Annotated in this window: 24 protein-coding genes; 15 read left to right on the top strand and 9 right to left on the bottom strand. The window is 34.4% G+C overall.

Going from position 1 to position 26,188, the window contains the following annotated elements; genetic code table 11:
• Nucleotides 1–5 precede the first annotated feature (5 nt).
• The 3 genes from C7D97_RS03670 to C7D97_RS03660 form a co-directional block, all read right to left on the bottom strand.
• The gene (locus C7D97_RS03670) at nt 6–1,766 is read right to left on the bottom strand and encodes an ABC transporter ATP-binding protein (protein ID WP_105300774.1); all 1,761 of its coding nucleotides are present in this window, start codon (nt 1,764–1,766) and stop codon (nt 6–8) included.
• The gene (locus C7D97_RS03665) at nt 1,763–3,502 is read right to left on the bottom strand and encodes an ABC transporter ATP-binding protein (RefSeq protein WP_105300773.1); all 1,740 of its coding nucleotides are present in this window, start codon (nt 3,500–3,502) and stop codon (nt 1,763–1,765) included. The genes C7D97_RS03670 and C7D97_RS03665 overlap by 4 nt, the downstream gene beginning before the upstream one ends.
• A 228-nt stretch (nt 3,503–3,730) precedes the next feature.
• Nucleotides 3,731–4,345, bottom strand: a complete 615-nt coding sequence (locus C7D97_RS03660; RefSeq protein ID WP_105300772.1) for an alanyl-tRNA editing protein — start codon at nt 4,343–4,345, stop codon at nt 3,731–3,733.
• Between the two features lie 51 nt (nt 4,346–4,396).
• On the opposite strand from C7D97_RS03660, the gene C7D97_RS03655 reads away from it, so the two are divergent.
• Together C7D97_RS03655 and holA are read left to right on the top strand one after the other, a co-directional pair.
• On the top strand, nt 4,397–6,565 hold the full coding sequence (locus tag C7D97_RS03655) for a DNA internalization-related competence protein ComEC/Rec2 (RefSeq protein ID WP_105300771.1): 2,169 nt from the start codon (nt 4,397–4,399) through the stop codon (nt 6,563–6,565).
• Nucleotides 6,562–7,575 (top strand): DNA polymerase III subunit delta, encoded by a 1,014-nt coding sequence (holA, locus tag C7D97_RS03650; protein WP_105300770.1) that lies wholly within the window; start codon nt 6,562–6,564, stop codon nt 7,573–7,575. Before C7D97_RS03655 ends, holA begins: the two co-directional genes overlap by 4 nt.
• 61 nt (nt 7,576–7,636) lie before the next feature.
• Here the strand turns inward: holA and rpsT are convergent, their stop codons facing one another.
• On the bottom strand, nt 7,637–7,903 hold the full coding sequence (rpsT, locus tag C7D97_RS03645; RefSeq protein ID WP_105300769.1) for a 30S ribosomal protein S20: 267 nt from the start codon (nt 7,901–7,903) through the stop codon (nt 7,637–7,639).
• A 149-nt stretch (nt 7,904–8,052) separates the two neighbouring features.
• Here rpsT and lepB point away from each other — a divergent pair, with 149 nt between their 5' ends.
• The 8 genes from lepB (at nt 8,053) to C7D97_RS03605 (ending at nt 15,501) form a co-directional block, all read left to right on the top strand.
• On the top strand, nt 8,053–8,634 hold the full coding sequence (gene lepB, locus C7D97_RS03640) for a signal peptidase I (protein WP_105300768.1): 582 nt from the start codon (nt 8,053–8,055) through the stop codon (nt 8,632–8,634).
• Nucleotides 8,635–8,642: 8 nt separating this feature from the next.
• Nucleotides 8,643–10,451, top strand: coding sequence for a translation elongation factor 4 (gene lepA, locus C7D97_RS03635; protein WP_105300767.1), 1,809 nt, complete (start codon nt 8,643–8,645; stop codon nt 10,449–10,451).
• A 352-nt stretch (nt 10,452–10,803) separates the two neighbouring features.
• On the top strand, nt 10,804–11,376 hold the full coding sequence (locus tag C7D97_RS03630) for a uracil-DNA glycosylase family protein (protein ID WP_105300766.1): 573 nt from the start codon (nt 10,804–10,806) through the stop codon (nt 11,374–11,376).
• Between the two features lie 66 nt (nt 11,377–11,442).
• The gene (locus C7D97_RS03625) at nt 11,443–12,180 is read left to right on the top strand and encodes a ferredoxin reductase domain-containing protein (protein ID WP_105300765.1); all 738 of its coding nucleotides are present in this window, start codon (nt 11,443–11,445) and stop codon (nt 12,178–12,180) included.
• A gap of 8 nt (nt 12,181–12,188) precedes the next feature.
• Nucleotides 12,189–12,476, top strand: coding sequence for a cupin domain-containing protein (locus tag C7D97_RS03620; RefSeq protein ID WP_105300764.1), 288 nt, complete (start codon nt 12,189–12,191; stop codon nt 12,474–12,476).
• Between the two features lie 32 nt (nt 12,477–12,508).
• A complete protein-coding gene (locus C7D97_RS03615; RefSeq protein WP_162841575.1) occupies nt 12,509–13,357 on the top strand; it encodes a GNAT family N-acetyltransferase in 849 nt (282 codons plus the stop codon).
• Between the two features lie 7 nt (nt 13,358–13,364).
• Entirely contained in the window at nt 13,365–14,483 is a 1,119-nt protein-coding gene (gene hemW / locus C7D97_RS03610; RefSeq protein WP_105300763.1) for a radical SAM family heme chaperone HemW, read from the top strand.
• A gap of 64 nt (nt 14,484–14,547) precedes the next feature.
• Nucleotides 14,548–15,501, top strand: coding sequence for a 3-hydroxyacyl-CoA dehydrogenase (locus tag C7D97_RS03605; protein WP_105300762.1), 954 nt, complete (start codon nt 14,548–14,550; stop codon nt 15,499–15,501).
• 84 nt (nt 15,502–15,585) lie between these two features.
• Here the strand turns inward: C7D97_RS03605 and C7D97_RS03600 are convergent, their stop codons facing one another.
• The 4 genes from C7D97_RS03600 to C7D97_RS03585 form a co-directional block, all read right to left on the bottom strand.
• Nucleotides 15,586–16,479, bottom strand: a complete 894-nt coding sequence (locus tag C7D97_RS03600; RefSeq protein WP_105300761.1) for a sensor histidine kinase — start codon at nt 16,477–16,479, stop codon at nt 15,586–15,588.
• Nucleotides 16,480–16,491: 12 nt separating this feature from the next.
• Nucleotides 16,492–17,337 carry an ABC transporter permease subunit gene (locus C7D97_RS03595; protein ID WP_105300760.1) on the bottom strand — a complete coding sequence of 282 codons (846 nt, stop codon included), beginning with the start codon at nt 17,335–17,337 and terminating at the stop codon, nt 16,492–16,494.
• Between the two features lies 1 nt (nt 17,338).
• Nucleotides 17,339–18,250 (bottom strand): ATP-binding cassette domain-containing protein, encoded by a 912-nt coding sequence (locus C7D97_RS03590; RefSeq protein WP_158679110.1) that lies wholly within the window; start codon nt 18,248–18,250, stop codon nt 17,339–17,341.
• Nucleotides 18,251–18,370: 120 nt separating this feature from the next.
• On the bottom strand, nt 18,371–19,036 hold the full coding sequence (locus tag C7D97_RS03585; RefSeq protein WP_105300758.1) for a response regulator transcription factor: 666 nt from the start codon (nt 19,034–19,036) through the stop codon (nt 18,371–18,373).
• A gap of 273 nt (nt 19,037–19,309) precedes the next feature.
• Here C7D97_RS03585 and hrcA point away from each other — a divergent pair, with 273 nt between their 5' ends.
• From hrcA to mtaB, 5 genes are all read left to right on the top strand, one after another.
• Complete coding sequence (hrcA, locus tag C7D97_RS03580; RefSeq protein WP_105300757.1) at nt 19,310–20,323, top strand: heat-inducible transcriptional repressor HrcA; 1,014 nt, start codon at nt 19,310–19,312, stop codon at nt 20,321–20,323.
• A 15-nt stretch (nt 20,324–20,338) separates the two neighbouring features.
• A complete protein-coding gene (gene grpE, locus C7D97_RS03575; protein ID WP_105300756.1) occupies nt 20,339–20,875 on the top strand; it encodes a nucleotide exchange factor GrpE in 537 nt (178 codons plus the stop codon).
• A 9-nt stretch (nt 20,876–20,884) separates the two neighbouring features.
• Complete coding sequence (gene dnaK, locus C7D97_RS03570) at nt 20,885–22,702, top strand: molecular chaperone DnaK (protein WP_105300755.1); 1,818 nt, start codon at nt 20,885–20,887, stop codon at nt 22,700–22,702.
• Nucleotides 22,703–22,921: 219 nt separating this feature from the next.
• On the top strand, nt 22,922–24,040 hold the full coding sequence (dnaJ, locus tag C7D97_RS03565) for a molecular chaperone DnaJ (protein ID WP_105300754.1): 1,119 nt from the start codon (nt 22,922–22,924) through the stop codon (nt 24,038–24,040).
• Entirely contained in the window at nt 24,040–25,335 is a 1,296-nt protein-coding gene (mtaB, locus tag C7D97_RS03560; protein ID WP_105300753.1) for a tRNA (N(6)-L-threonylcarbamoyladenosine(37)-C(2))-methylthiotransferase MtaB, read from the top strand. The genes dnaJ and mtaB overlap by 1 nt, the downstream gene beginning before the upstream one ends.
• A 79-nt stretch (nt 25,336–25,414) precedes the next feature.
• Here mtaB and C7D97_RS03555 read toward each other — a convergent pair whose 3' ends face one another.
• Complete coding sequence (locus tag C7D97_RS03555) at nt 25,415–26,086, bottom strand: NAD(P)H-binding protein (RefSeq protein WP_105300752.1); 672 nt, start codon at nt 26,084–26,086, stop codon at nt 25,415–25,417.
• Nucleotides 26,087–26,188: the final 102 nt, after the last annotated feature.

Below are 26,188 nucleotides of genomic sequence, written 5' to 3'. Positions count from 1 at the left end.
TTTTTCTATAGATATAAGTCTGCTTGGCTGGTAAACATTTCCTTGTACAAACCATCTTTTCTCATAAGATCTTCATGACTTCCTTCTTCGCTAATGCATCCCTTATCACAGACTATAATCTTATCTGCATATTTGGTTGATGAAAGTCTGTGGGAGATGAAAAGAGAAGTCTGTCCCTTGGAAATTTTTAGCATGTTTTCAAAGATTTCCTCCTCGCTTCGTGGATCTAGGGCACTTGTAGGCTCATCCATTATGAAAAACTTACCCTCATGATACATGGAACGGGCAAGGGCTAGTTTTTGGCCGATTCCTCCTGAAGGCTCAACAGACTCGTCGGAGAATAGGTAGGTTAGGAAGGTGTCTTCTTTGTCTACTAATTTATCAATCCAAGGCTCTAGCTTAAGTAGGTCAAAAGACCTATCCATCTTCTCGTAATCCTTATCTTCTATCTCATCTTTTAGCTTTCCTGTAATATTTTCGCTTATCCTAAAAGGAAAGAGCCTAAAGTCCTGGAAGGTAGGGGATAGGATTTTGTAGTATTCTTTTGTATTAATGTCTTTGATATTTATATCATTTAGGTAAATATTTCCCTCACTAGGTTCGTAGAACTTGCATAAGAGCTTTACAATAGTCGATTTGCCGGCACCGTTTTTGCCTACAAGGGCGACTGTCTCACCATTTTTTATCTCAAAACTAGCATACTTTAGGACATAGTCTTTACTTGCTGGGTACTTAAAGGATACATTGTCAAATCTTATCCTAACTTCACTTGTATCGATATGGTCGATATGGCCCTTATCGAGGAGACCTTCTTCCATTTCAAGGAAGTTAAAAAACACTTCTAGTTGAGCATTTACTGAAATTACCTTAGCATAATTTTGCTGGATAAGGTTAGTTGCATTTATTACCTGGATTAGGGAGTTAAAATACATAGTGAAATTTGCAAGACTAATTGTCTTATCTATTAATTTATAGGTCAGATAAATTAAAGTAAGGATTATTGAGCCATTGGCACTTACATTCATGATTCCTGTGTAGATTCCGTTTTTGTTGAAGTATTCGGTTGATGATACTATCATTTCTTGTTGGTAATAATCCGCTTTTTCAAGGACCAAATCTTGGCCATCGAAGATTTCTATATCCTTAAAATATCTTAAGTCAGAGGCAAAATTAGAAAAAAATCTATAAGACCTAAGGTCAGAAATGTTATTTTCCTGGTATTTCAGTTCGTTTTCTTTTATCAGTTTTACTAATTTTTTATTAATCAAAATTAATAAAAGCAATAAGATAAGAATTGCAGGATTTAGTCTTACAAGGATTCCCAAAGATAAGATACCTGTAATTACTGCTGATATTACCAAAACTATTATGTCATAGAGGGTGTACATTTCCCAAACCGCATAGTGGGCTTGTTCCATCATGTCCTGAATATCCTTGGAGTCAGATTTTTCTATGGGAAGCCTTAGGGATTTTTGCGCAATTTTGAAGGTTAGCTTATCTGACATATCCTCAAAGGTTAGGGTTAAATAATTATTTAACCACCTATAAGTAATTTCCTTGATAAAACCTAGAATCAAAACCAAGGCACCAAGACCTAGGCAGTAGGAAATTCTTTTTTGTCCCATAAGCTCATCGATTATTAGTTTTGGGGCAAAAATATTAATAAGGGGTAATAATCCAAGGATTAGATTTGTGATAATTACCCTAAGGGTAAAAGCTGGATGGACTTTGTCTATTTCTTTAAAAAGTTTTCTTATATTTTTCATAGGACCTCCTTGTAATTTTTTGCTTGGAGATTGTAGAGGTCTTTGTAATCTTCGCATGTCTTCATTAATTCATCATGAGTCCCATTCGCTATAATCTTGCCATCCCTAAGATAAATAATCCTGTCACAAAACTTGGTAGAAGCAAGCCTGTGGGAGATAAAAATCGATGACTTATCTTTTGTCAGATCATCATATAGCATATAAAGTTCTCTTTCGTTAAGAGCGTCAAGTTGGGCTGTTGGTTCATCTAGAATAAGAAGTTTTGCCTTAGATTTTGCTATAGCACGGGCTAAAAATAGTCTTTGCTTTTGGCCACCTGATAAGTCGACCCCATCATTGTCTAAAATTCTAAGAAGAGTTTGATCATCCTTTTTCTCATAGGTGTTTATGATTTCATCTAAGTGGGTCATCTTGTAAATATCATCTAGATCTTCATTTTTAGTTGACATTAGAATATTTTCCTTAAAGGAAAATGGCAAAAGATTTGAATCTTGAAAGACAGCTGAAATTAGCTTTTTATAGTCTATATGGGATTTCTTAATATCTTCTCCATTTATTAAAATCCTACCTTCTGTAGGTTCGTACAGACCTGCAAGAAGTAGAGCTAGAGTTGACTTACCGGCACCATTTTCACCTACAAGAGCGATTGTTTCAGAGTCTTTTATGCTTAGATTAAGATTTTCTAATACATATGTATCTGTCTTCGGATATTTAAAAGATACATTATCAAGAGTAATTTCCATCTCTTCTGGATAAATCTGTTTTTTATCTTTCTTATAGATTTCTCTTATCTTAAAAAATGGCTTAAAGACAGTAAAGTTCCTTCTAATATCAGAGAAGACCCACATTGTTTGATGGTTAAAGCTAATAAAGGCAAATATTGCTGTAAAGTAAACATAGAAATTTGCTATAGAAATTCTACCTCCAATAAGGCCTGTCATCAGCCAATAGATTATAAGGCCATCCCTTATAAGGCTAACAAAATTAGCTAGGGTGAAAAATCTTAGAGTTTTTGTATTAACATCTCCTAGGCGATTTATCCTATCCTTGTCAGTTTTGCCATAATAGGATTTGAAAATTTTAACTGTGTCAAAAATCAAAATATCTTGTTTTGATAGGGGAGATTTCATTTCGTTATTAAGCTTTGTAAATTTATTCCAATTAGGACTCATGTCTTCCCAATATTTGTCATAGCTTTTAGGAACTTCGTTTAGAAGAGTCCATGAAATGCCAGTCAATATTATTGTTGTAGCCAAAACCCATAGATCCATAGATGTAAATATCCACAAAAATCCACCTATAGAGATAAACATAGAAAAAATATTTGGCAAATCCATCATAATGCCACCAGCTCCAAGCCAAGGCGATTCTACAGCCTTCATGGCATCACTTATTTTTTCTGATTCGGATTTTTCTTTTTTCTTTGCATAAGGTAGATAGAGTGAGTACTCTGTGATCATATTCATTAGCTTATAGCGGACGTGGTTCATCCTCATGCGGTAGTTGCCCATGATAAATGAATCGAAGAAGCTGATTAAAGATGATATAAAAAATAAGCCTATAAAGAAAAATGGGAAAATCTCTGGATTAGTAGAGTAATTTTTCAATATAAAGGCAGGTGAAATAATCCATAAGAAGGGCTTGATCCCCACAAATAGACCGTAAAGTGCGATTAGTAAAAACATAAGTGGCTCAAGTTTGGCCATCTTTCTCATTAAAAATTTAAATTCTGTCATATTTCTCCTTGTTTATTAATCGTAAGGATCAAGGAGTATCCTGATACTTACTATAGTTAGTTAATTTTTACATCCATTCTTACTTTTTTGTTCATTTTTCTTTCTCCTTTCTTAATGATAATTTTATTTTAGCATAGAAAATCTATTTACGCAATAGTACTTTAATATAAAAAACCGCATTTCTGCGGCTAATTTCTTATAATTATTTAGTTTTGGGGAAAGCATTAATCATTTTCCTGCCTTAAAGCTTATTACAGTATTGTTTTCTTCGACTAAACATTCTTCTATTTCAAAGGATTTGATCTTGTAGGTATTGTCAAAAGAGATTAAATTATTTATAGTCTTTCCTATGGACTTAAGTTCTACAATTCCCTTATCGAGATTTAGACTAAGGCCCTTGTCTATGGCATAATTTACAAGCTCTTCGATAAGACTTGGGTCGAAGTCACGCGAAGGCTTGGTGATTATGATATCCCCATAATCTTCATAAAGCTTAAAGCTTACCCTATCAGCCTTGTAATAGGAAGAAAAGAAAATTTTAAATAAGGAGAAGCTAGTCGAATAGTAGAGATTGTGAAAACGGGCATCCTTATCTAGGGATAGGAGAAGGTTGGTCCTATTTTCCCTTCCTTCAACTAAATGGATGATGTTATCTCTCTTTTTTTCTACTGAAAGAACTTTGCGTCCCCCTATATGGCCTGGCTCGTCTAAGAGAGTATCGTTTTGGGGCATGAAGATGGTCTTGTCCAAGATCAGATAGGTGTTATTATTTACAAATTTCTTGGATAGGACTTTTGCTTTAACATCTGTTATTTCTGGAAATTTTTCGTAAATCTTAGTCATAATATACCTCTCTAATATTATATCATATGATATAATAAAAAAGAGGCAATTATGCGAAAAAAGATTCTTTTATTTATCTTAGGCCTACTTTTGGGCCTTTTGATATTTATTAATTATGAAAATTTGAATATTTTATATATACTAACAGGATGTATTCTGATAAGCCTTCTATCAGTCTATAGGAAAAATAATTTGATCTATATGGCTATTGGGATATTTCTGTTATTTTCCTTATCATCTATAAAACTTAAAAGTCAGATAGGGAATATTGGAGATGAGGGGAAGTTTAATCTCACAGTCCTAGAAAAAAGGAAGGAAGATTATGGATTTAGGTACTTTTTGAGGGCGGAAAATGGGAAGTCTAAGGGTAAAGTCCTTGCCTTTATGGACGAAGACTTGGCTATTGGAGAATCCTTTGTAGGGTATGGGAAAGTTAAGCTTCCTTCTACAAACACCAATCCCAATCTATTTTCCTACAGGAAGTATCTAGCTAGCAAGGGAATTTTTAAGGAAATTAAGATAGAAAGAATAGGTGAAAGAAGTAAGGCTACAAGTCTTCTTCTAAAATTGAGAAATTCCTTTTATAATTATATCCATAAGATTTTCGATAATAATCTAAGTAAAAGATCAGCTGACTTCGTCGTTTCTGTTATCCTTGGTGAAAATCTTATAGAAAATGATTCGATAAGGGACCTAGGTCTAAGCCACATCCTTGCTGTAAGTGGACTACATATGGATATGCTATTTTTCTTTATCCTTATTTTGTTTGGAAGATTTAACTATAGGTTTGCCTATGGTCTTGGACTTTTACTTGCCACTATTTATGGATACCTTATAGGCTTTCCCTTTTCAGTAATTAGGGTGATAGGCCTAAATGTGATTGGATTTCTAGCCTTTTTGTATAATAAGCCTATGGATAAGGTAAAGGCCCTATTACTTATAGGATCAGCTATATTACTTGTAAATCCCTTTGGGGCTTTAAATGCTGGTTTTATTTTGACCTTTGCGGCAAGCTTTGCAGTCTATTTGGTCTATCCAAAGATTAAAAATCACTTTAGCAAATCCTACATAGGAGAAAGCCTCGCCTTTACTAGCTCCATCCAGCTTGCTCTTCTTCCTTTTATGATTTATTATTATGGGAGCTTTAACCTGGTAAGCATTCTGGCAAACTTTCTAATCCTACCTGTCTTTAGCCTATCTATGTATATAATATTTATAATAATATTTGCCTATCCAATATTAGGGAGCTTAATTAAGCTATTATTTGTTGGTCTTAACTTTCTTGTAGAAAGCATATTAAATATGACAGAACTTTTAAATAAAATTAAATTCCTTGCCCTAGATTTTAGAAAGCCCCACATCCTACTTGCATTTTATGGATTTATCCTTATCATAATAATGTTAAATTTAGGAAAAAACAGGGCCAAGGCTCATGCTAATATAATACTCCTATCAATCATGGTAATGATATTTTCTATTGGCAAAGAGAGGGGAGAGATTAGCTATCAGATGATAGATATCGGCCAAGGAGACGCCTTTTTATTAAATGATGGGGGATCTTACTATATGATAGATGTAGGAGGTCCCAAATATAAAAATTATGATTCAGGGGAGAAAATTTTCATTCCCTACCTTAAGTCGCTTGGAATTAGGGAGATTGAAGGGATATTTATCTCCCATGAGGATAAGGACCATATGGGAAATCTTGACCTAGTTTGGGATAATTTCCAGGTTAAAAATATTTACACCAATAAGCTTAATGAGAATTCTCTTAGAAAATATAAGCCTCATATCCTAAAAAAGGGAGATAGGATTAAGCTTAAATCAGGCTACATTAGAGTAATAGATGAGGGCTACAAATATGATGAAAATGCAAATTCTATGGGGCTGATCCTTGATATAAGGTCAGTTAGGATAATGACCCTGGGAGATTTGCCGAGTGAATTTGAAAGAAATATAAAAGATACAGCTCATATATTAAAACTATCCCACCATGGATCAAAGACTTCTACTAGTAGGGACTTTGTAGAGAGGATAAATCCTAAAATCGTCCTAATTTCTGCCGGAAGAGACAATATTTACGGCCATCCCCACAAGGAAGTTTTGGATAATGTATATGACAGGAAGATTTATAATAGTCAGACAGACGGAATGGTCGAGATGAGATTTAATGGAGATTTTGAGATAGAGAGATTTCTTAAGGGAGGATACTTTAGATGAATTACATGGAATTTATGAAAAAATTTCTAGATAAGGATATTAGTGGGATCTATTTATTTGACTCTGAGGAGGACTTTCTCACCGATTCAATTATAGAAGAGGCGAGAAATCAGGTAAGCATCCCTGACTTTAACTTTATAGATTTAAAGGGAGGGGAGGATTATGAAGTTATCAAAAACTCAATAGAGACCCTGCCTGTTATGGAAGATAAGAAGATCATTATTTTAAGAAACATAGACCTATCCAAAGGGGCGATCAAAAACTACAAGGACATAACAGATAACTTAATCCACGATTTGGATGACTTTCCTGAATATGCTAGCATGTTTATAATATCTGACAATCCACCTTTTAAGGGGAAATTTTATAAGAAGCTAGCGAAAACAGATTCAGTTGTCAAAATAGAAAGATTAGATATAAACGAACTTAAATCTTTTATAGGAAAGAAGTTTACTAGAGCAAACAAAAAGATCAAAAAATCCCTAATTGATGATATTATAAATAGATTTTCTTATTTAAATAAGGATAGCGAGATTAAATTATATGACGTTTCTAATACCATAGATAAGATTATCGCAAACTCGGCAGATGAGATAGTTAGACCAGAGGACGTAAAGGATCAGCTTGACGAGATTTTAAATCTTAATATTTTTAACCTAACCGATGCTCTGTCAAGTAAGGATGGGAGAAGGTCGATTGAAGTCTATGAGACTATGAGAAAATCCGGCGAAGATCTCTTTATGATCTATCATATGATTATAAGACAGGTGAGAAATCTCATAGGGATAAAAAGCTTAACTAGTCGTGGCTTTAATGATTCTTTTATACAAAAATCTTTGGGCATTTCTCCCTTTGAGCTAAGAAAAGTCAAGGGTTTTGCGAGAAATTTTAGCCTAGAAGAGCTTTTTAGCCTACACGATACTCTCTTCGATATGGAAGTTAGGCAGAAAAGTGGGGCCTTTGATATGGATCTAGAACTTAAGATTCTTATAGGAAAAATTATAAAATAAAAAATGAGTGATTATCAGTAGACATATGTGAGGATCCGATACTGATATTCACTCATTATTATTATGCATTTACTTGATTTAGAGCCTTAGCTAGTCTTGATGTTGTTCTTGCAACTTTGTTTTTGTGTATTACATTTTTAGCTTCAGCTTGTTTTAATCTTTTGTCAGCTTTCTTGAAGATAGCAGTAGCTTTTTCTACGTCTTTTTCTTCGATAGCTGCGTCAAATTTTTTGATTAGTGTTTTGATTTCGCTTTTTCTAGATTTGTTTCTTAGAGTATTTCTTCTAGCGATGTCGATTCTCTTTTTACTAGATTTAATATTTGCCATTTAACTTTCACCTCTTTCCCGAACATTTTTGTTCGACTGATACATTTTACCATAAATTAGGATATTAAACAAGGATTTTTTTAAAATTGTCCAATAATTTGGAAGAAAGAGAAATTTAGTATATAATTTAATAGAAATGAGAGGTAAATATGAGTGAAAATAATAAAAAATCTAAAAGCGAGAGCATACTTTATGCAATTTGGGATTGGGTGAAGACCATAGCTATTGCCCTAATCATAACTATACTTATAAAGATGTTTATAATGGATGCTACTAAAGTTTCAGGAAAATCTATGCTAAATACCCTCCACGATGGGGATATTCTCCTAGTAGATAAGATAGGAAGTAGGTTTAAAGACTTTAAAAGAGGCGATATAGTAATTCTTAAAGCTCCAGATCATCCTAATAGGCTCTATGTCAAAAGAGTTATAGGAGAAGAAGGAGATACTATTAAGATTGAAGATGGCAAGGTTTTTGTCAATGGAGTAGAACTTGACGAAAACTACACATCCATACCAGAAACAGATCCTTCAACTGAGATTAGTGAATGGACTTTGGGAGCTGATGAGTATTTTGTTATGGGGGATAATAGGATTCCTGGAGCAAGCAATGATTCTAGAAGCTTTGGACCTATTTATAAAGATAGGCTTGTAGGACATGCCTTTGTAAGATTTTATCCAATAAACAGGGCAGGTCTTATTGATCATAATCCATATCCAGATGAAGAATAAGGAGCTATATGAAGAAGAAAGAAAATATTAGAAATTTCTCGATTATTGCCCATATCGACCACGGTAAGAGCACTCTTGCAGATAGACTAATAGAAAAAAGTGAAAATCTATCACAAAGAGAGATGTCTAACCAAATGCTCGATGATATGGAACTAGAGCAAGAGAGAGGAATAACAATAAAATTAAAGTCAATAAAAATCCACTACAAGGCCAAGGATGGCAAGGTTTACGAGCTAAACCTAATAGATACTCCTGGACACGTCGACTTTAATTATGAAGTTTCAAGATCACTTAAGGCGTGTGAGGGAGCAATTCTTGTTGTTGATGCAAGTCAGGGAGTTGAGGCTCAGACTCTTGCAAATACTTATCTTGCCTTAGAGCAAGACCTAGAGATTTTACCTGTGCTTAACAAAATCGACTTACCATCAGCAAGACCTAACGAAGTAAAAAATGAAATAGAAAACGAGATTGGACTAGATGCTAGTAATGCACCACAAATTTCTGCAAAGACGGGACTAAATATAGAAGATGTCCTAGAAGATATCGTAGCCAATGTCCCAGCCCCAGAAGATCATGACGATAAGCCACTTAAGGCCTTAATCTTCGATTCTTACTATGATTCTTATGTAGGAGTAATTTGTTATGTAAGAGTCTTTGAAGGTGTAGTAAGACCTGGTGATGAGATTGTCATGATGAATACAGGTAAAAAATACGAAGTAAATACCGTGGGCTACACTATGAAGCAAAGAATAGCCACCAAAGAGCTTAGAAGCGGTGATGTAGGTTTTATCGAAGCAAGCATCAAGGAAGTAAAGGATGCTAGAGTCGGTGATACAATAACTACTATTGCCAATCCTACAGATAAGCCCCTATCTGGCTACAAGGAAGTTCTTCCTATGGTATATTCTGGAATTTATCCAGCAGAAGGAGAAAGCTTTGATAAGCTACGTGATTCACTTGAAAAACTTCAAGTAAATGACGCGGCCCTAGTCTTTGAACAAGAAAACTCACAAGCCTTGGGTGTTGGTCTTAGGGCAGGTTTTTTGGGACTACTCCATATGGATATCATAACCCAAAGGTTAGAGAGAGAATACGACCTAGATATCATAGCGACTGCCCCATCAGTAATCTATGATGTCAAACTTAAGGGATCTGATAAAATGTTAGAGCTACAAAACCCTAATGATTTCCCTGATCCAACAGAGATAGACTATATAGAAGAGCCAATTACAAGATCTGAGATAATCACCCCTAAAGAATATATAGGTCAAGTAATGGATCTTGCCCAATCGAGAAGGGGCGAGCTAATCGATATGACCTATATAGATGAAAATAGGGTTTCAATTAAGTATAAGATTCCTTTAAATGAAGTAATATATAATTTCTTTGATTCGCTTAAATCAAGATCAAAGGGATATGCTTCCCTAGACTATGAGCTAATAGGCTATGATAAGTCTGACCTTGTAAAGCTTGATATATTAATTAACGATCAGACCGTAGATGCCCTATCATTAATAGTTCACAGAGATAGCGCATATACCAGAGGACGTGGAATTGTAGAAAAGCTTAAGCAAGAGATTCCAAGACAACAATTTGCAGTGCCAATCCAAGCTGCAGTTGGTGGCAAGGTTATAGCAAGAGAGACTGTAAGAGCTCTAAGAAAAGACGTTATAGCTAAATGCTACGGCGGCGATATTTCAAGAAAGAAAAAGCTTCTTGAAAAACAAAAAGAAGGTAAGAAGAGAATGCGTCAGTTAGGAAACGTAGAAGTTCCACAAGATGCCTTCCTCGCTGTCCTAAAATTAGACGATGAATAGAAAGTTTATAAGATTTAGAAATAATACTAAGTTATCAAGAAATAAGTAAAAATAAAGCAATCCCAAGGGTTGCTCATAGGGTAGTAAAGTAGCTTAATTGATATTTATTTTATATTTAATTTACCCTTATCTCGACTAAGAGAGTGAAACGAACGCATGGAGAGATCTCATTAGATTTCTCCGCTCACTCCGTACTCTGACTAGTTACTTCGTAACTTTTCCGTGCTTCCGCACTAGTCAGAGGGGTAAATATCCAAATCAATGGATGTTTACCCGGTCGAAATAAGGGTGATTTTTATTATGTCTACAGTTTAAGCAATCCCAGGAGTTGCTTTTTCTTTAAGGAGTTTTGATGAATATAAATCAAATAAAAGAGAAGTTAAAAAAGGACGAAAGAAATAAATCCTACAGCAAAAGAGGAATTGATCCAATTTTTCAAATAAATAAAGATTCCAAGATTTTAATAATAGGTCAAGCCCCTGGAAAAAAGGTCGAAGAGACAGGGATATTGTTCAATGATAAGAGTGGTGAAAGACTGGTAGACTGGCTTGGAATTGATATAGATAGACTCCATGGACCGGAATTTTCCATAATTCCTATGGATTTTTATTATCCAGGTAAGGGCAAGTCGGGAGATAAGGCTCCTAGAAGATTTATAGCGAAGGAATACCATCCCTATCTACTAGAAAATCTTAAAAACATAGAACTTACGATTCTTATAGGAGCTTACTCACAAAAATTTTACCTAAAGGATAATTTTAAGAAGAATCTCACTGAAACTGTAAAATCCTTTGAGGACTATCTCCCTAAATATTTTCCTCTAGTTCACCCAAGTCCCCTAAATAATAGGTGGATGGCGAAGAATCCTTTCTTTGAGAAAGAAGTTCTCACGGCTCTAAGAAATCTTGTAGGAGAAATCCTATAAATTATTATTCTTAAGAAAATTGGGTATAGTGATAATGTTGATAGTAATTATCATTAAGGAGAATTTATGGAAAATTTAGATAAGAAGATTTATAAAGTAAAGATTTTAGATATAAAAGATGAGTTTAAGAATGTAAAGACCTATACTCTAGAAAAGCCAGAGGGCCTTGACTGGGAGGAAGGATCAAGCTTTCATCTAGCAATCCCTGGTTTTAATGAAGGAGGAGAGGTTAATAAGAAGCTCGTCCACCACCTTAGTATCAACACCCTCACAGATGATGATACAGTTAATTTTACGACCAAGTTTTCTATAAGAAAGTCCGACTTTAAGAAGGCTCTTCTAGAGAAGAAGGTGGGAGATTATCTAGAATTTTTCAAGGTCAGATGCCATATGAAGCTTAGAAGAGAAAATAGGCCTATAGTCCTTTTATCTATGGGAATTGGTCTTACTACCATGAGACCTTTAATCAATAAATTCAAAAAGGATCCAAGTGGGATTCCTGAACTTTTAAGCATCAATGTAGCAAGGAAGGACAAGCACCTATTTGAATCTGAGATTTCTAAGATAGATGATAAGATATTTAGACAAGTTTGGGTCGACTCTAGGGCAAATTTCTTCGAGACATTAAGGGATATGGAAATTAAGGATTCAATCTTTTATATCGTAGGAAGCAATGAGTTCCTCCTAGATAATATTGTAACTCTTAGAGAACTCGGAGTAGATGATAGTGATATAATGATAGATTTAAATGATAAGAAAAGAGAGACCATGTTTATGGCAGCTAGAAACCATGAGTTTTTATAGGAGATATTATGAAAAAATTAAGTGCTAATATTTTGGATGGAAAGTTTGAACATTTAATAGACGAAGACAAATTACAAGTAACCCACTTACAAATAAAATCTGGCGAAGAAATACCAAGTCATAAGTCTGATAAGACTGTTATTGTTGTGATTTATAGGGGTAAAGTTGATTTTACAGGAGAAGACGGAAAAGATATTATTCTTCCTGGTGATATAATTAGAATGGATCCAAATGAAGTCCACTCCCTTAAGGCAATAGAAGATAGTGACTTATTAGTTATAAAGGCGGCGATTTAAGACGAAAGTCGCCTTTTTACATAGGAGAAACTATGAATATTGACATTAATACAGAAAAAATTATACTTGAAGGCGAAAGAATAAAACTAAGAGCCTTTAAGAAAACTGACCTAGACGACTTCTATAATTATGCCAAAACCCCAGGACTTGGAGAAGCAGCTGGCTGGTTTCACCATAAGTCAAAAGATGAAAGCGAGAAAATACTAGATACCTTTATTAAAGATAAGAATATCTTAGCTATTGAAAAAGACGGTAGGGTCATAGGATCAATAGGAATCCACAAGTATGATGAAGAATTTTTTGAAGATTTATCTCAAAAGAAGGCAGCACAGCTTGGTTTTGTCTTATCGAGTAATTTCCAGAAGCAGGGAATAATGACAGAAGCCGTGGAGGTTCTAATCTCCTACTTGTTTAACGAATGCGGTCTAGACGTCTTAGTAGGAGGTTTTTATAGAGGCAATTTTATATCTAAAAAGATTCATGAGAAATTAAATTACAAGTATTATTCTTCCCATCTTACAAAAACAAATATGGGAACTATGGAAGTAACCCATGAATATATCCTTAGTAAAGAAGATTTTGAAAAATATTTATCTAGTAAAGCAAAAGAAGAATCAGAAAACATCACGATAGAAGATGGAAAAGCTACCCAAAAATATGATAAGCAAATTATTTATCATAAAGACTTAAAAATGGGAGAAGAAGTCCTCATCAAACCAAGTTATTCAAATATCCTAGTCTTTGTAAGGATTGGACTAATCGAATATAAGTCTAAGGTATATCCAGGAGGAGACCTTGTAAGGATTGAAATAGGAGACGACATCAAGCTAAAGGGTCTTAGAGATAGTGAAATTATTGTAGTTGAAAGTGATTTGAGTTAGGTTTTTTATGAAAAAAGTTGGTTGCTACATCCACATTCCCTTTTGCGAGAAAAAATGTTATTATTGTGACTTTGCAGCATTTGAGGGGCTTGAGGCTTGGATTGATCCTTATATTGACAATTTAATAAAAGAAATCCGCCTCTACAAGGAAAATATGGAACTTGCTATCGATACGATCTATATAGGAGGGGGGACTCCATCTTATATTGACCCTGCTTACATAGAGAAAATCGTGGGAGAAGTTAGGAGATTTGATACAGATATCAAAGAATTTAGCCTAGAATGTAATCCAAACTCCATAGACTCTTATAAATTACAAGCCTACAAGGATTTGGGTGTGACTAGGATTTCTCTGGGAGTCCAGTCTTTTGATGATAAGGTGTTAAGAAATATTGGGAGAAATCATAGTAGAGAAATTGCTATAAGAGATATTAAGCTAATCAAAAGTTTTGGTTTTGACCTATCCTTCGACCTAATGCTGAATCTACCAGGCCAAGATTTTGCTTCTGTCAAAAAGGACCTAGAAATGGTAAAGAGACTATCGCCAGACCATATTTCTCGGTATTCGTTAATCCTAGATAAGGGATCTAGATTTTATGCTTTAGATAAGAAGGGCAAGCTAGACTTGATGGAAGATGACCTCGAGGTAGATATATTTTCATATCTTGTTGATAGCTTAGATAAATTGGGGCTTAAAAGATATGAGATATCCAATTTCGCAAGAGAAGGTAAGGAATCAATTCATAACAAGAAATACTGGAATATAGATGACTATATAGCCTTTGGCCTAGGGGCTTCGGGATTTTTATCTAATAAGAGATATAACAACACTAGAAATTTTGTAAAATATGACAAGGCTATTAGAGAAGCTAGGTATCCTATCGTTTTTGAAGAATTTATAGATAAGGATGAAAGAGAAAAGGAATATATTATATTTAAGCTTAGAGAAAGTTCCGGTATAAATCTATTAGACTTTAAGGAAAAATTTACTTGTGATTTCTTAGTTAAGTATAAGGACGTGATAGAAAAATTCAAGGGTCAGGACTTTTATAAGCTTGATGATAATTTCTATTTTACTAAAAAAGGCATGAGTCTTTCCAATGAATTTTATCTTGAAATTATTTAACTTTAGTGAATTATATTTTTCTAAGTGGGTAAATATCTTATAGAACATACAAGGAGATGATATTATGGAAATTAAAAAAATAACTGTTGCAGGTGGTGGAGTTTTGGGAGCTCAAATTGCCTATGCCGCTGCCTTTCACGGTTTTGACGTTACTATATGGGGAAGAAGCGAAGGTTCGATTGAAAGAGCTAAACCAAGGATTAACAAAGTATATGAGACTTATACTAAAGAATTGGAACTTGCACCAAGATACATCGGAGCAGAATTCCCAAACTATCCTAGGTCATTTTTTGATGATGTTAAGGATATAAATTTAGAAAAAATTGAAGAGTTAAAGAAAAATAATGAAAAAGCCTACAAAGATTTAAAATACACAGTCGACTTAGAAGAAGCCTTTGCTGATTGTGATCTTGTTATAGAGGCTATAGCAGAGAAAGTTGACGAGAAAAGAGACTTTTATGAGAAGATTAAAGATATCTTAAAGGATGATGCAATACTTGCTTCAAACTCTTCAACCTTCATGCCATCAATGCTTAAAGATTTTACTGGAAGGGAAGAAAGATACTTGCACTTACACTTCGCAAATAATATCCATAGACAAAATCTAGCTGAGGTTATGAGACACGATAGGACCTCTGATGAAGCTTTTGATGCAGTAGTTGAATTTGCAAGATCAATTGGTATGTACCCAGCAGTAATTAAAAAAGAACAACCTGGCTACATCCTAAATTCAATCCTTGTTCCAGTAATAAATGCAGGCTTAACTCTTTACGGAAATGACGTAGCAGACCCAGTTGATATTGATATGGACTGGAAAATCGGTACAGGTTCTCCAAAAGGACCTTTCGAGATAATAGATATAGTTGGTTTAACAACAGTAATTAATATCTTAAGCAACAACCCAGCATCAAATGACTCTTCTACACCAATTGGTAAGGCAATGATTAAGCTAAAAGAAATGGCTGACAAAGGCCATATTGGAATTGAATCTGGTCAAGGCTTCTACAAATACAATTAAAATAAAAAGTAGTGATAAAATCACTTTTGTTGAAATAGGTTGATATAATCTAAAAAACTTCCAAGAAACTAACTAGGAAGTTTTTTAGATTGTGTCAAAAATTATTTTAATTATAAAAATGTCATCCTCTATGTCAGCAGTAATTTGACCGCCTAATTTTTCGGCCAAAGCCTTTGTAATAGCAAGACCCAGACCTGTAGAAGAACCTCGTCTAGAATTATCTGCCTTATAAAATTCTTTAAAAAGATCGTCTTTGTTTATTTTAAGGTCGCCTTTAATTCTATTTTTGCTTATAAATAGAGCTTTTCCATTATTTTCTGAAAGACTTAGGCTAAGAGGATTATCACCGTGTTCGAGAATATTTTTGTAAATATTTTGAAAAATTCTTTCTAAAGCATCGGTGTTTGCCCTTATAAAAATTTTATCCTTATCAAAATTAATCTTAGGATCTAAATTTCTGTATTTAAAGTCCTCGTAATAGTTAAATAAGGTTTCTAGAGCAAGGCGTGATATATCGATTTTTTCCATTTCGAGCTTGTATTCTTCTTCCTGGAGCTTTACAAAAGTAAAAAGCTGGTCAAGAATACTATTTAGACTTTCGATACGATTTTTCATTATATCAAAGTATTTTTTATTTTTAGGATCTTCCACGTTATCCCTAACAACTTGCAAGTAGCCGTCAAGAGAAGTTAGGGGAGTCCTAATATCGTGAGAAAGTCCTCTAATGGTATTTTGCAAGTATCTTTCTTTGTTGATATAAATTTTTTCTTTATTATGAAAGCTATCCAGAAAATTATTGATAATCTCAGCAAAGACCACAAAAGGCCTTATAGAAAAACTTGTACTTATTCTCATTTGAGAATTATTTTCTATGAGGAATTTTACCTGGTCGTTTATTTTGTAAATTTCTCTTATCATTAGAAAATTAGCAGCAAGCGAGCTTATAAGTAGCAAAGTTAAAATCTGGTTAGCAATCATAATATTTCCTTTCTAAATGTCTTTTTTATTTATTATAAGATAAGATAGGATCAAAGCTATGGCACCTATAATTATAGCAACAACAAGAGCTCTAATTAGGTCCGAATTTGAGCTTGAAAAGTTTGTGGAAATGATATTACCAATATTTACAAAGTTTGCAACAGAAAAATCATCAGGTAGGTCTACAAATATAGATAAAAACTGATCTCCAATTCCTCTTAAAAAGTTAAAGAAAATTGTTGGGTATAAGAAGGTAACGATCAAGGTTTTGGATGTTGACCTTGTAAATGTTGCTAAAAGTAGAATTACTGCGAGATATGAAATGTGTGATACCAACTCAACGGAAAGGATCTTGATTAATCTAGCGTAATCAGTGATCTTTAGCATGCCATTATTAATATGTGGAACGGATATGGTTAAAATCATAGCAGCCAAAGAAAAACTTACAAGGACAAATAGGGAAGCGACAAGAAATGTAGCCAAACTATAAGTCCCCTTATTTTTGCCCATTCCTAAAAAGTTTTTCACAAAGCCGTGAGCATAAGGATTGCTAAAGAAAAGCGCTCCAAAGATTATTAGAAATATAAGGTAGGTTGATTGTGAAAAAGAAGATATGACAAAATCCTCACCAGAATCTGTCAACTCTTCTGCCTGTTTTTTATTAATATCAACTTTGATTCCGTTTGTATTTTCATCACTTGTTTGGCTTATATTTTGCTCTAAGTTATCAATATTTTTGCTTGTATAGTCTACAAGGCCAACTGTGATCAAAAATGTAAGTATAGTAGCTAAAAATATAACTAAGACATATTTGCTTTTGAATATTCTAGTAAATTCCATTTTCATTAGATTTAACATATTAAACTCCTTTATTTTCTATTAATTTGATATAGTATTCTTCCAAAGATGTGTTGTGGACGTTAAAATAATTGATTTTTATACCTGCTTCATAAAGACAAGAGATTATATGGTTGGTAAATTCAGTATCTACATATATATGAATCATATTTACATCGAGTAATTTGTATGGTCCTATATTTTCCTTATCTAGGGTAAGAATTGTCTTTTTTGGGTTATCTGTGATAAGTTCAATCCTATCTTTAGTTGATTCTTCTAAATCTTTTTTCGAAAAATTTCCAATTAGTGTACCATTATCTATTATGGCAAAATTTGTAGCAATTTTTGCAAGTTCATCCAAAATATGAGAAGAAATTAGGAAAGTTATATTTTTTTCCCTATTTAAGTCTACAATTATTTTTCTAATGTCTATAATTCCCTGTGGATCAAGACCGTTTATTGGTTCATCTAGGACCATAATATCAGGATTGCCAACAAGGGCGAGGGATATTCCCAGTCTTTGTTTCATACCTAGAGAAAAATCCTTGACCTTTTTCTTACCTACTTTCCCAAGACCCAAAAGGTCCAAGGTTTCATATATGTATCTATCTCCTGTTAATCCCATTGACTTGCCTTTAAGTAGCATATTGTCATAGGCTGTCATAGTTGGGTAGGAACCTACATTTTCTATGAGGGCAGAAATTCTAGTATTATTTAGCTTATTAGTTCTCTCTGACCCAGGGAAAATTTGATAGGTCCCAGAAGTGGGAGTAGACAAATTTGAAATGATCTTCATAAGGGTGGTTTTGCCAGCACCGTTTCTACCGATGAGGCCATATATATCTCCTTGATTAACTGTAAGTGTTATGTTATTAACTGCCTTATGGTCTCCGAAAGTTTTTGTTAAATTATTTGTTTGAATTATTGGATTCATAAAAGCTCCTTTCATATGTTTTATCTATAAGTATAATATCAGGAAAAAATTAATAAAGCTTATATAAAGTTTAAAGAAATCATAAAGATTAAAAAACCCATCATTAAGATGGGAATATGTTCAAGTGAGCTTAAATCCAATGCCCCAGACAGTTTCTATGTAGTCTTCGTCGGTATATTTTTTTACCTTCTTTCTAAGATTTGATATGTGGACATTGATAGAATTGTCATTTGCAAGATAATAATCTCCTTGGCAATATTCGTATAAGTTTTCCTTGGTGAAAACTTGTTTAGGGTTTGATATTAAAAGCTCTAGGATTTTAAATTCAGTTTTTGTTAGGTTAAGGAGATTGCCATCGATAAAGGCCTGGTAATTAATAGGATCTAGACTTAGAGATTTATAGCTAATATTGTTCTTGTTTTGTTTTTCTATTCTTTTTGTAAGAATATTTGCTCTGGCAACTAATTCTTCGAGGTTGAATGGTTTGGTCATATAATCATCAGCGCCACCTCTAAGCAGGGCAAGTTTAGAATCCATAGAATCTTTTGAAGATAAAATCAAAACAGGCGCGCTTGTCACTTTTCTTATTTCTTCTATGACTTTTTCTCCATCCATGCCAGGTAGCATGAGGTCTAGGATAAATAAGTCAAAATCATCCTTAAGATATATTAGGGATTCGGTTCCAGAGTATGCTTTTTTACAAACAAATCCATTTTTTGTCAAAAAGCTTGAGACTAGATCATTTATATCATTATCATCCTCTATAATTAAAACTTTCTTATTCATAATATATCCCCTTTATGTTCTTGATTAAAGTATACCATAAATGGGCATCTTATTAGAATAGGTAATTTATCTAAAACTAATATTTTACATTAATTTAACTTATTATTAGAGAAATTAAGAATGTTCCCCTCATAATAATTATAAAAGCAAATGAACTTATACATATCAGGTTGCAGATTTATAATTTAATATTATTTACTTGACAATGGTTTTAGACTAAGTATACTATAATTAGCAGTCGGAAGCAAAGAGTGCTAAAAGGAGTGAGAAGCTTTGAAAGATAGAAGAACGCAAATACTTTTCTCTATCATAGACTCATATATTTTTAAAGGAGAGCCAGTGGGATCTAAGTCTTTGGCTGATGATTACTCATTTGATGTATCGCCGGCTACTATAAGAAATGATATGAGTACTCTAGAGAAAAAGGGATTCTTGAAGAAAGCTCATACATCTAGTGGCAGATTGCCTTCTGATAAGGGTTATAGACTATTTGTCGACTACCTTTTGGAAAATGGCCTTGTGGGTGTTAGTGACAATTACGATGTCAAAAATATCAGAGAAATTCTAGATAAGAGATACCACAATGCAAGTGACATCATTGAGACTGCGACCAAAACTTTGGCAGCTATGACTAATCTTACAGCTGTATCAGTAAGTTACAAAAAAGAAATTTCAAAGATTGTTAGCATTGAACTTATAAGAGTAAGTGAGAACTTCCTCTTACTAATAGCAGTTTTTGATAATGGTTCTTTGGTAAATGATCAGATTATCTTAGACTTTCCTATAAGTGATGAAGACCTAAGAAATATTAATCTGATATTAAGTCACGAACTAGTTGGACTTAAGCTTTCTGATATCAACGAGAAGCTAGTTGAGCTTGAGGAGAAAATCCTTAGAAATTATAAAAATCTTGTCGATATAATTGGAACAAGGATTGATAGGAACGCTAAAGATGGAAATGATAGAGATGTCAAAATCGAAGGAATTGGTAATATCTTCAATTTTAAGGAATTTGATGATTTATCAAAGGCCAGAGATCTAATCAAACTATTTGATAGTAAAGATGATATAAGAAGTCTTTGGTCAGATATTGAAGATGATAGTTTAGTAATTACTATTGGCGAAGAAAACGCAATAGACTTACTGAAAGATACCACTATAATCACATCGTTTTTCAATGTTGACGAAAACACAGTTGGAAAGATTGGAATTGTAGGCCTTACAAGGATTAACTACAGAGATGTTATAGCGAGTATCAAGATGATTTCTGACTTATTAAACGAGTAAAGGAAGGTAAATGTCTTGGCAAATGAAGAGAAAAAAGATGAAAATTTAGATATAGAAGATAAAGAAATAGATGAAGAAGACTATATAGAGGCTGAAATCGTAGATGATGAAGAAGATGGTAAAGCTTCTGAAACAGATGAAGTAAATGAATATCAAGAAAGATATCAAAGACTTCTAGCCGATTTCGAAAACTATAAGAAAAGAGAAGAAGCTAGTAAGGCTGACTTTAAGAAGTTTGCCCAAAGCTCACTTATAGAAAAACTTCTACCAGTAATAGATAATCTCGATAGGGCTTTGGCAAAGGCTGACGAAGACGATGTTTTTGTTGAAGGTGTCATCATGACTAGGAAGGAACTTATGAAAGTCCTAGAAAACGAAGGTCTAGAAGAAATTGAATCTGATGGTTGCGAGTTTGATCACAACATCCATCAAGCAGTCCTTGCCGAGGAAAATGACGAAGTAGAAGAAAATCATATAATAGAAACATTCCAAAAAGGATATAAACTAAACGGCAGAGTCCTTAGACCAGCTATGGTTAAGGTAAGTAAATAGGAGGAAAATATGGCTAAAATTATAGGAATTGACTTAGGTACAACAAACTCAGCAGTAGCTGTAATGGAAGGTGGAACATCTACTATAATTCCAAACAGCGAAGGAAATAGAACAACCCCATCAATCGTAGCTTTCTCAAAAGATGGAGAAAGACTTGTAGGAGAAACTGCAAAAAGACAAGCAATCACCAACCCAGACAGAACTATAGCATCTGTTAAAAGAGAAATGGGAACTGATTGGAAGACACCAGAAATAGATGGTAAAACATACACACCAGAAGAAATCTCAGCAATGATTCTTCAAAAACTAAAATCAGATGCTGAAAATTATCTTAATGATACAGTAACAAATGCAGTAATCACAGTACCTGCTTACTTTACTGATGCTCAAAGACAAGCAACAAAGGATGCTGGACAAATCGCAGGTCTTAAAGTTGACAGAATCATAAACGAGCCAACAGCAGCAGCCCTAGCTTACGGTATGGATAAGGAAACTGACCAATCTAAGATTATGGTCTACGACCTCGGTGGTGGTACATTCGACGTATCAATCCTTGAAGTAGGAGATGGAGTATTCGAAGTACTTTCAACAAGAGGTAACAACAAACTTGGTGGAGATGACTTCGACAATGCCCTAGTAGATTATCTTGCAAGCGAATTTAAGAAAGAATCTGGAGTTGACTTAACAAAAGATCTTACAGCTATGCAAAGACTAAAAGATGCTGCAGAAAAGGCTAAGAAGGAACTTTCATCAACAGTATCAACAACAGTTTCTCTACCATTTATAACAGCAGTAGATGGTCAACCAGTTCACTTAGAGCAAACTGTATCAAGAGCTAAGTTTGATGAGCTAACAAAACATCTAGTAGAAGCAACAAGAAAACCAGTAGAAGATGCTCTTAAGGATGCGGGACTTGGCCACAACGATATTGAAAAAGTACTATTAGTTGGTGGATCTACAAGAGTTCCAGCAGTTCAAGAACTTGTTAAAAACCTAATAGGAAAAGACCCACAAAGAGATATCAACCCTGACGAATGTGTTGCTCTAGGAGCAGCTATCCAAGGTGGTGTATTAAGTGGTGAAGTAAAAGACCTACTCCTACTTGACGTAACACCTCTATCACTAGGAATTGAAACTCTAGGTGGAGTAGCTACAAAACTAATTGAAAGAAATACAACCATCCCAACAAAGAAATCACAAGTATTTACAACAGCTGCAGACGGACAAACAGAAGTTGATATCCACGTAGTTCAAGGTGAACGTGAAATGGCAGCAGACAACACAACACTTGGTAGATTCCAACTAACAGGCATACCAGCAGCTAGACGTGGAGTTCCACAAATCGAAGTAACATTCGATATAGATGCCAACGGTATAGTAAATGTTACTGCAAAAGATCAAGGTTCAGGAAAAGAACAAAAGATTACAATCACATCTTCATCCAACCTATCCGACGAAGAAATCGATAGAAAAGTAAAAGAAGCTGAACAATTCGCTGAAGAAGATAAGAAGAAAAAAGAAGGTATAGACGCTAAAAACAACGCAGAAAACCTAGTATACCAAGCAAGAAAAACAATAGAAGATGCTAAACTTGAAGGTAGCGAAAAAGAAGAGATGGAAGCTGAAATCAACAAGCTTGAAGAAGCTATCAAGGCAGATGACATCGACGATATCAAGGCCAAAACAGAAGCTTTGACTCAAAAAATCTACTCAATGAGTGAAGCTATGTATAAGGCAAACGAAGCAAACGGTGAAGCTCAAGGCGGAAATGATGACGAAGATGTAGTAGATGCTGATTACGAAGTAATCGATGATGACGAAGAATAATTTGCGATTGCAAGTAATTATCAAAAGAGTATAATTAAAGAAAAATAGTAGAGGGGATGTTGCAGAATGAATAATCGTCCCGAAATTTAGAAGAAGCTTGAGAGAGTCTGTCTAAAGCCTATGAATTATAGGCAGATCGACCGACTTTCTCAGAAGCCTCTAATGATGGACGATAGGATTCATATTGCAACAGCTCCTTTTTTAGTGGATGGAGGATAAATGAGAGACCCTTATGAAGTGCTTGGGGTAGAGAAGACCGCAGGCCAAAGTGAAATAAAAAGAGAATATAGAAAACTTGCTAAGAAATACCATCCAGACCTAAACCCAGATAACGAAGAGGCAGCCGAAAAGTTTAAGGAAGCAACACTTGCCTACGAAATCCTCTCTGATGAAGAGAAGAGAAGTCAGTACGATAGGTTTGGATCAAGCGCCTTCGAGGGTGGCCAAGGTGGATTTTCTGGTTTTTCTCAAGGTGGATTTGAAGATATATTTGGAGACTTGTTTGGAGATTTATTTGGCGGAGGCTTCTCAAATGCGAGATCTGCCAATAGACCAATCAAGGGAGCTGATATACAGCAAGTAGTAAACCTAACTTTCCAAGAATCGGCCTTTGGTGTTAGCAAGGAGATCCAAGTAAGGCATGAAGTAACCTGCCATGTATGTCATGGAGAAAAAAGCGAAGACCCAAGCAAGGTCCACACTTGTGATAAGTGTAATGGTAGGGGAGTGGTTAACCAAGTTAGCCAAACAGCTTTTGGAACTATGTCAAGGACTGTTACATGCGATAAATGTGGAGGAGATGGCCAAGTTATAGAAGAGCCTTGCAAGAACTGTAAAGGAACTGGTAAGGAATTTAAGTCTGAAAAGGTCAAGGTAGATATTCCTGCAGGAGTTGAAGATAACAATGTAATAAGAGTATCTGGCAAGGGTCATGTAGGAGAAAATGGCGGTCCTTACGGAGATCTTTATCTAGTGCTTAAGGTAGCTGAGCATGAAATATTTAAAAGAGATGGACTCGATATCTTCTATGAGATGCCTATAAGCTTTACCACTGCAGCTCTTGGAGGAGAGATCCAGATCCCTACCCTTAAATCAACCAAAAGCTACGAAATTCCAGCAGGAACTCAAACTGGAACTAAGTTTAAATTAAAAGGCGAAGGAATCCATGATAAGAGAAGAGGAAGAAATGGTAATCTCTATTTCTTTGTCAAAGTTATAACTCCTAAGAAGCTAAACAAGGAACAAAGAAAGGCCCTAGAAGCCTATGCCAATGTTAGCGGAGAAGAGGTTAAGGAAGAGAAATCCTTCTTTGATAAATTAAAGGACTTTTTTGATTAATGAAAAACACATTCAACATAATAACCCTAGGTTGTAAGGTTAACCAGTATGAATCTGAAGCCGTAGAAGAAATCTTTCAATCTAGAGGCTATGAAAAAAAACCAAATAACGCAGATATCTATGTAATAAACACCTGCACCGTTACAAATATGAGCGATAGGAAGTCTAGACAGATGATATCAAGGGCAAGGAGAGATAATCCGGAAGCAGTAATTGCTGTAATGGGCTGCTATTCCCAAGTAAAACCAGAGGAAGTAGCAGCAATAGAGGGAGTAGATGTAGTATTAGGCTCAAGAAATAAGGAAGAAGTGGTAGATCTTTGCGAAAATGTCCTCCAAAATAAAAAGGCAATCGACAAGGTCCTATCCTTTAGCGAGACAAAAACTATTGAAGAGCTTGAGATATCTAACCAAGAGGCCATGACCCGTGCCTATATGAAAATCCAAGATGGCTGCAATATGTATTGCTCCTATTGCCTAATACCCTATGCCAGAGGCAATATTTCTAGTAGAGATATGGATTCAATCAAGAAAGAAGCAAGAAGACTTGCTCAAAATGGCTACAAGGAAATAGTCCTCACTGGAATCCACGTTGCAAGTTACGGCAAAGATTTAAGAGAAGGGATACGCCTAATAGATGTCATAGAAGAAGTCTCAAAGACAGAAGGAATCGAAAGAATTAGGCTATCTTCTATGGAGCCAAGGCATATTACAAGAGATTTCCTAGAAAGAATGAAGGCGACAGAAAAGGCTTGCGATCACTTTCACCTATCCCTCCAATCAGGATCAGATGAGATTCTAAAGGCGATGAATAGGAAGTATGATACTAAGATCTTTAAAGAAAAGGTAGATCTAATAAGAGAAGTCTTCCCTAATGCGGGACTTACTACGGATATAATAGTAGGATTTCCAACAGAAACAGAAAAAAACCATGAAGATACCAAAGACTTCGTCAAGGAAATTAAATTTGCCAAGACCCATCTATTTAAATATTCAAAAAGAGATGGAACAAAGGCAGCTTCAATGAGTCCAGAAGTAAATGGCAATATCAAAAAAGAAAGACTTAAAGAGTTAGAAGCAATAGAGGAAGTAAATAGATTGAACTTCCTAAAAAACCAGATAGGTAAGACCTTGTCTGTATTATTTGAAAGTAAGTCCGATATGGATGGCTTTAAGTCAGGATATTCTACAAACTATCTGAGAGTAAATGTAGAAGATAATATTGCTGATAATGAAATAAGAGATGTCTTAATTACCGAAATCAAAAATGATGAACTAGTCGGTAAGCTCGTATAAAGGCTATGCATTAGAAAAAACATCGCTTTTCTTAAATTATAAGATATAAGCGATGTTTTTATAATTGTGCTAAGCCTTTTTATTTTATGTTTTTTATAGCTTCATCTATATCAGTATTACCTGATGCAATTTGAATTGATTGGTTTTTGAAGCTATCAGTTAGTAGGAGCTTAGATACAAAACTTGCTACATCACTGCGAGATATAGACTGATTAACTGCAACTGAAGTTGAGTGAGTATCGGTTATTTCTATACTTCCCTTGCCTTCATCATCGTTTAAAGTTGATGGATGAATTATTGTATAGGTTAATCCTGAAAGCTCAGTCAAATATAAATCTGCATAGTGTTTGCAAATTGTGTAGGTTTTGATTGGATCTTTAGGATTATCCACTGCTTCTCTAGAAGAATCCCAAGTAGAGATCATATAATATTGATTAACGCCAGCCTTTTTTGCTGCAATCATAGTCTTAACGGCTCCATCTAAATCAACACTTACTGTATTCTCAGCTCCGCCCTTGCCACCAGCTCCTACAGAAAATAATATCTTATCATAGCCTTCAAAGCTTTTAGCCAAATCATCAATAGAATCCTTGACTACATCGATTAATTTAACATCCATTCCTTGATTTTTTAAATCATCTAGCTTATTTTCATCTCTTACACTTGCTGTAAAATCTGCTTTATTATCCTTTAATATTTGACTAATCTTAGAAGCAACTCCACCATTGGAGCCTAAAATTAAAATTTTCATTAATAATCCTTTCTTTTTCTAGTTCACTATATATCTACCCTTTTATTAGTCTAATAAAAGATTAGTATTTATGAACATATTTTATTGACTCACTTTTTTTCT

The sequence above is a fragment of the Anaerococcus marasmi genome, from assembly GCF_900290195.1.
Taxonomy (GTDB): domain Bacteria; phylum Bacillota; class Clostridia; order Tissierellales; family Peptoniphilaceae; genus Anaerococcus; species Anaerococcus marasmi.
This window is presented reverse-complemented; position numbering and strand designations above follow the sequence as displayed.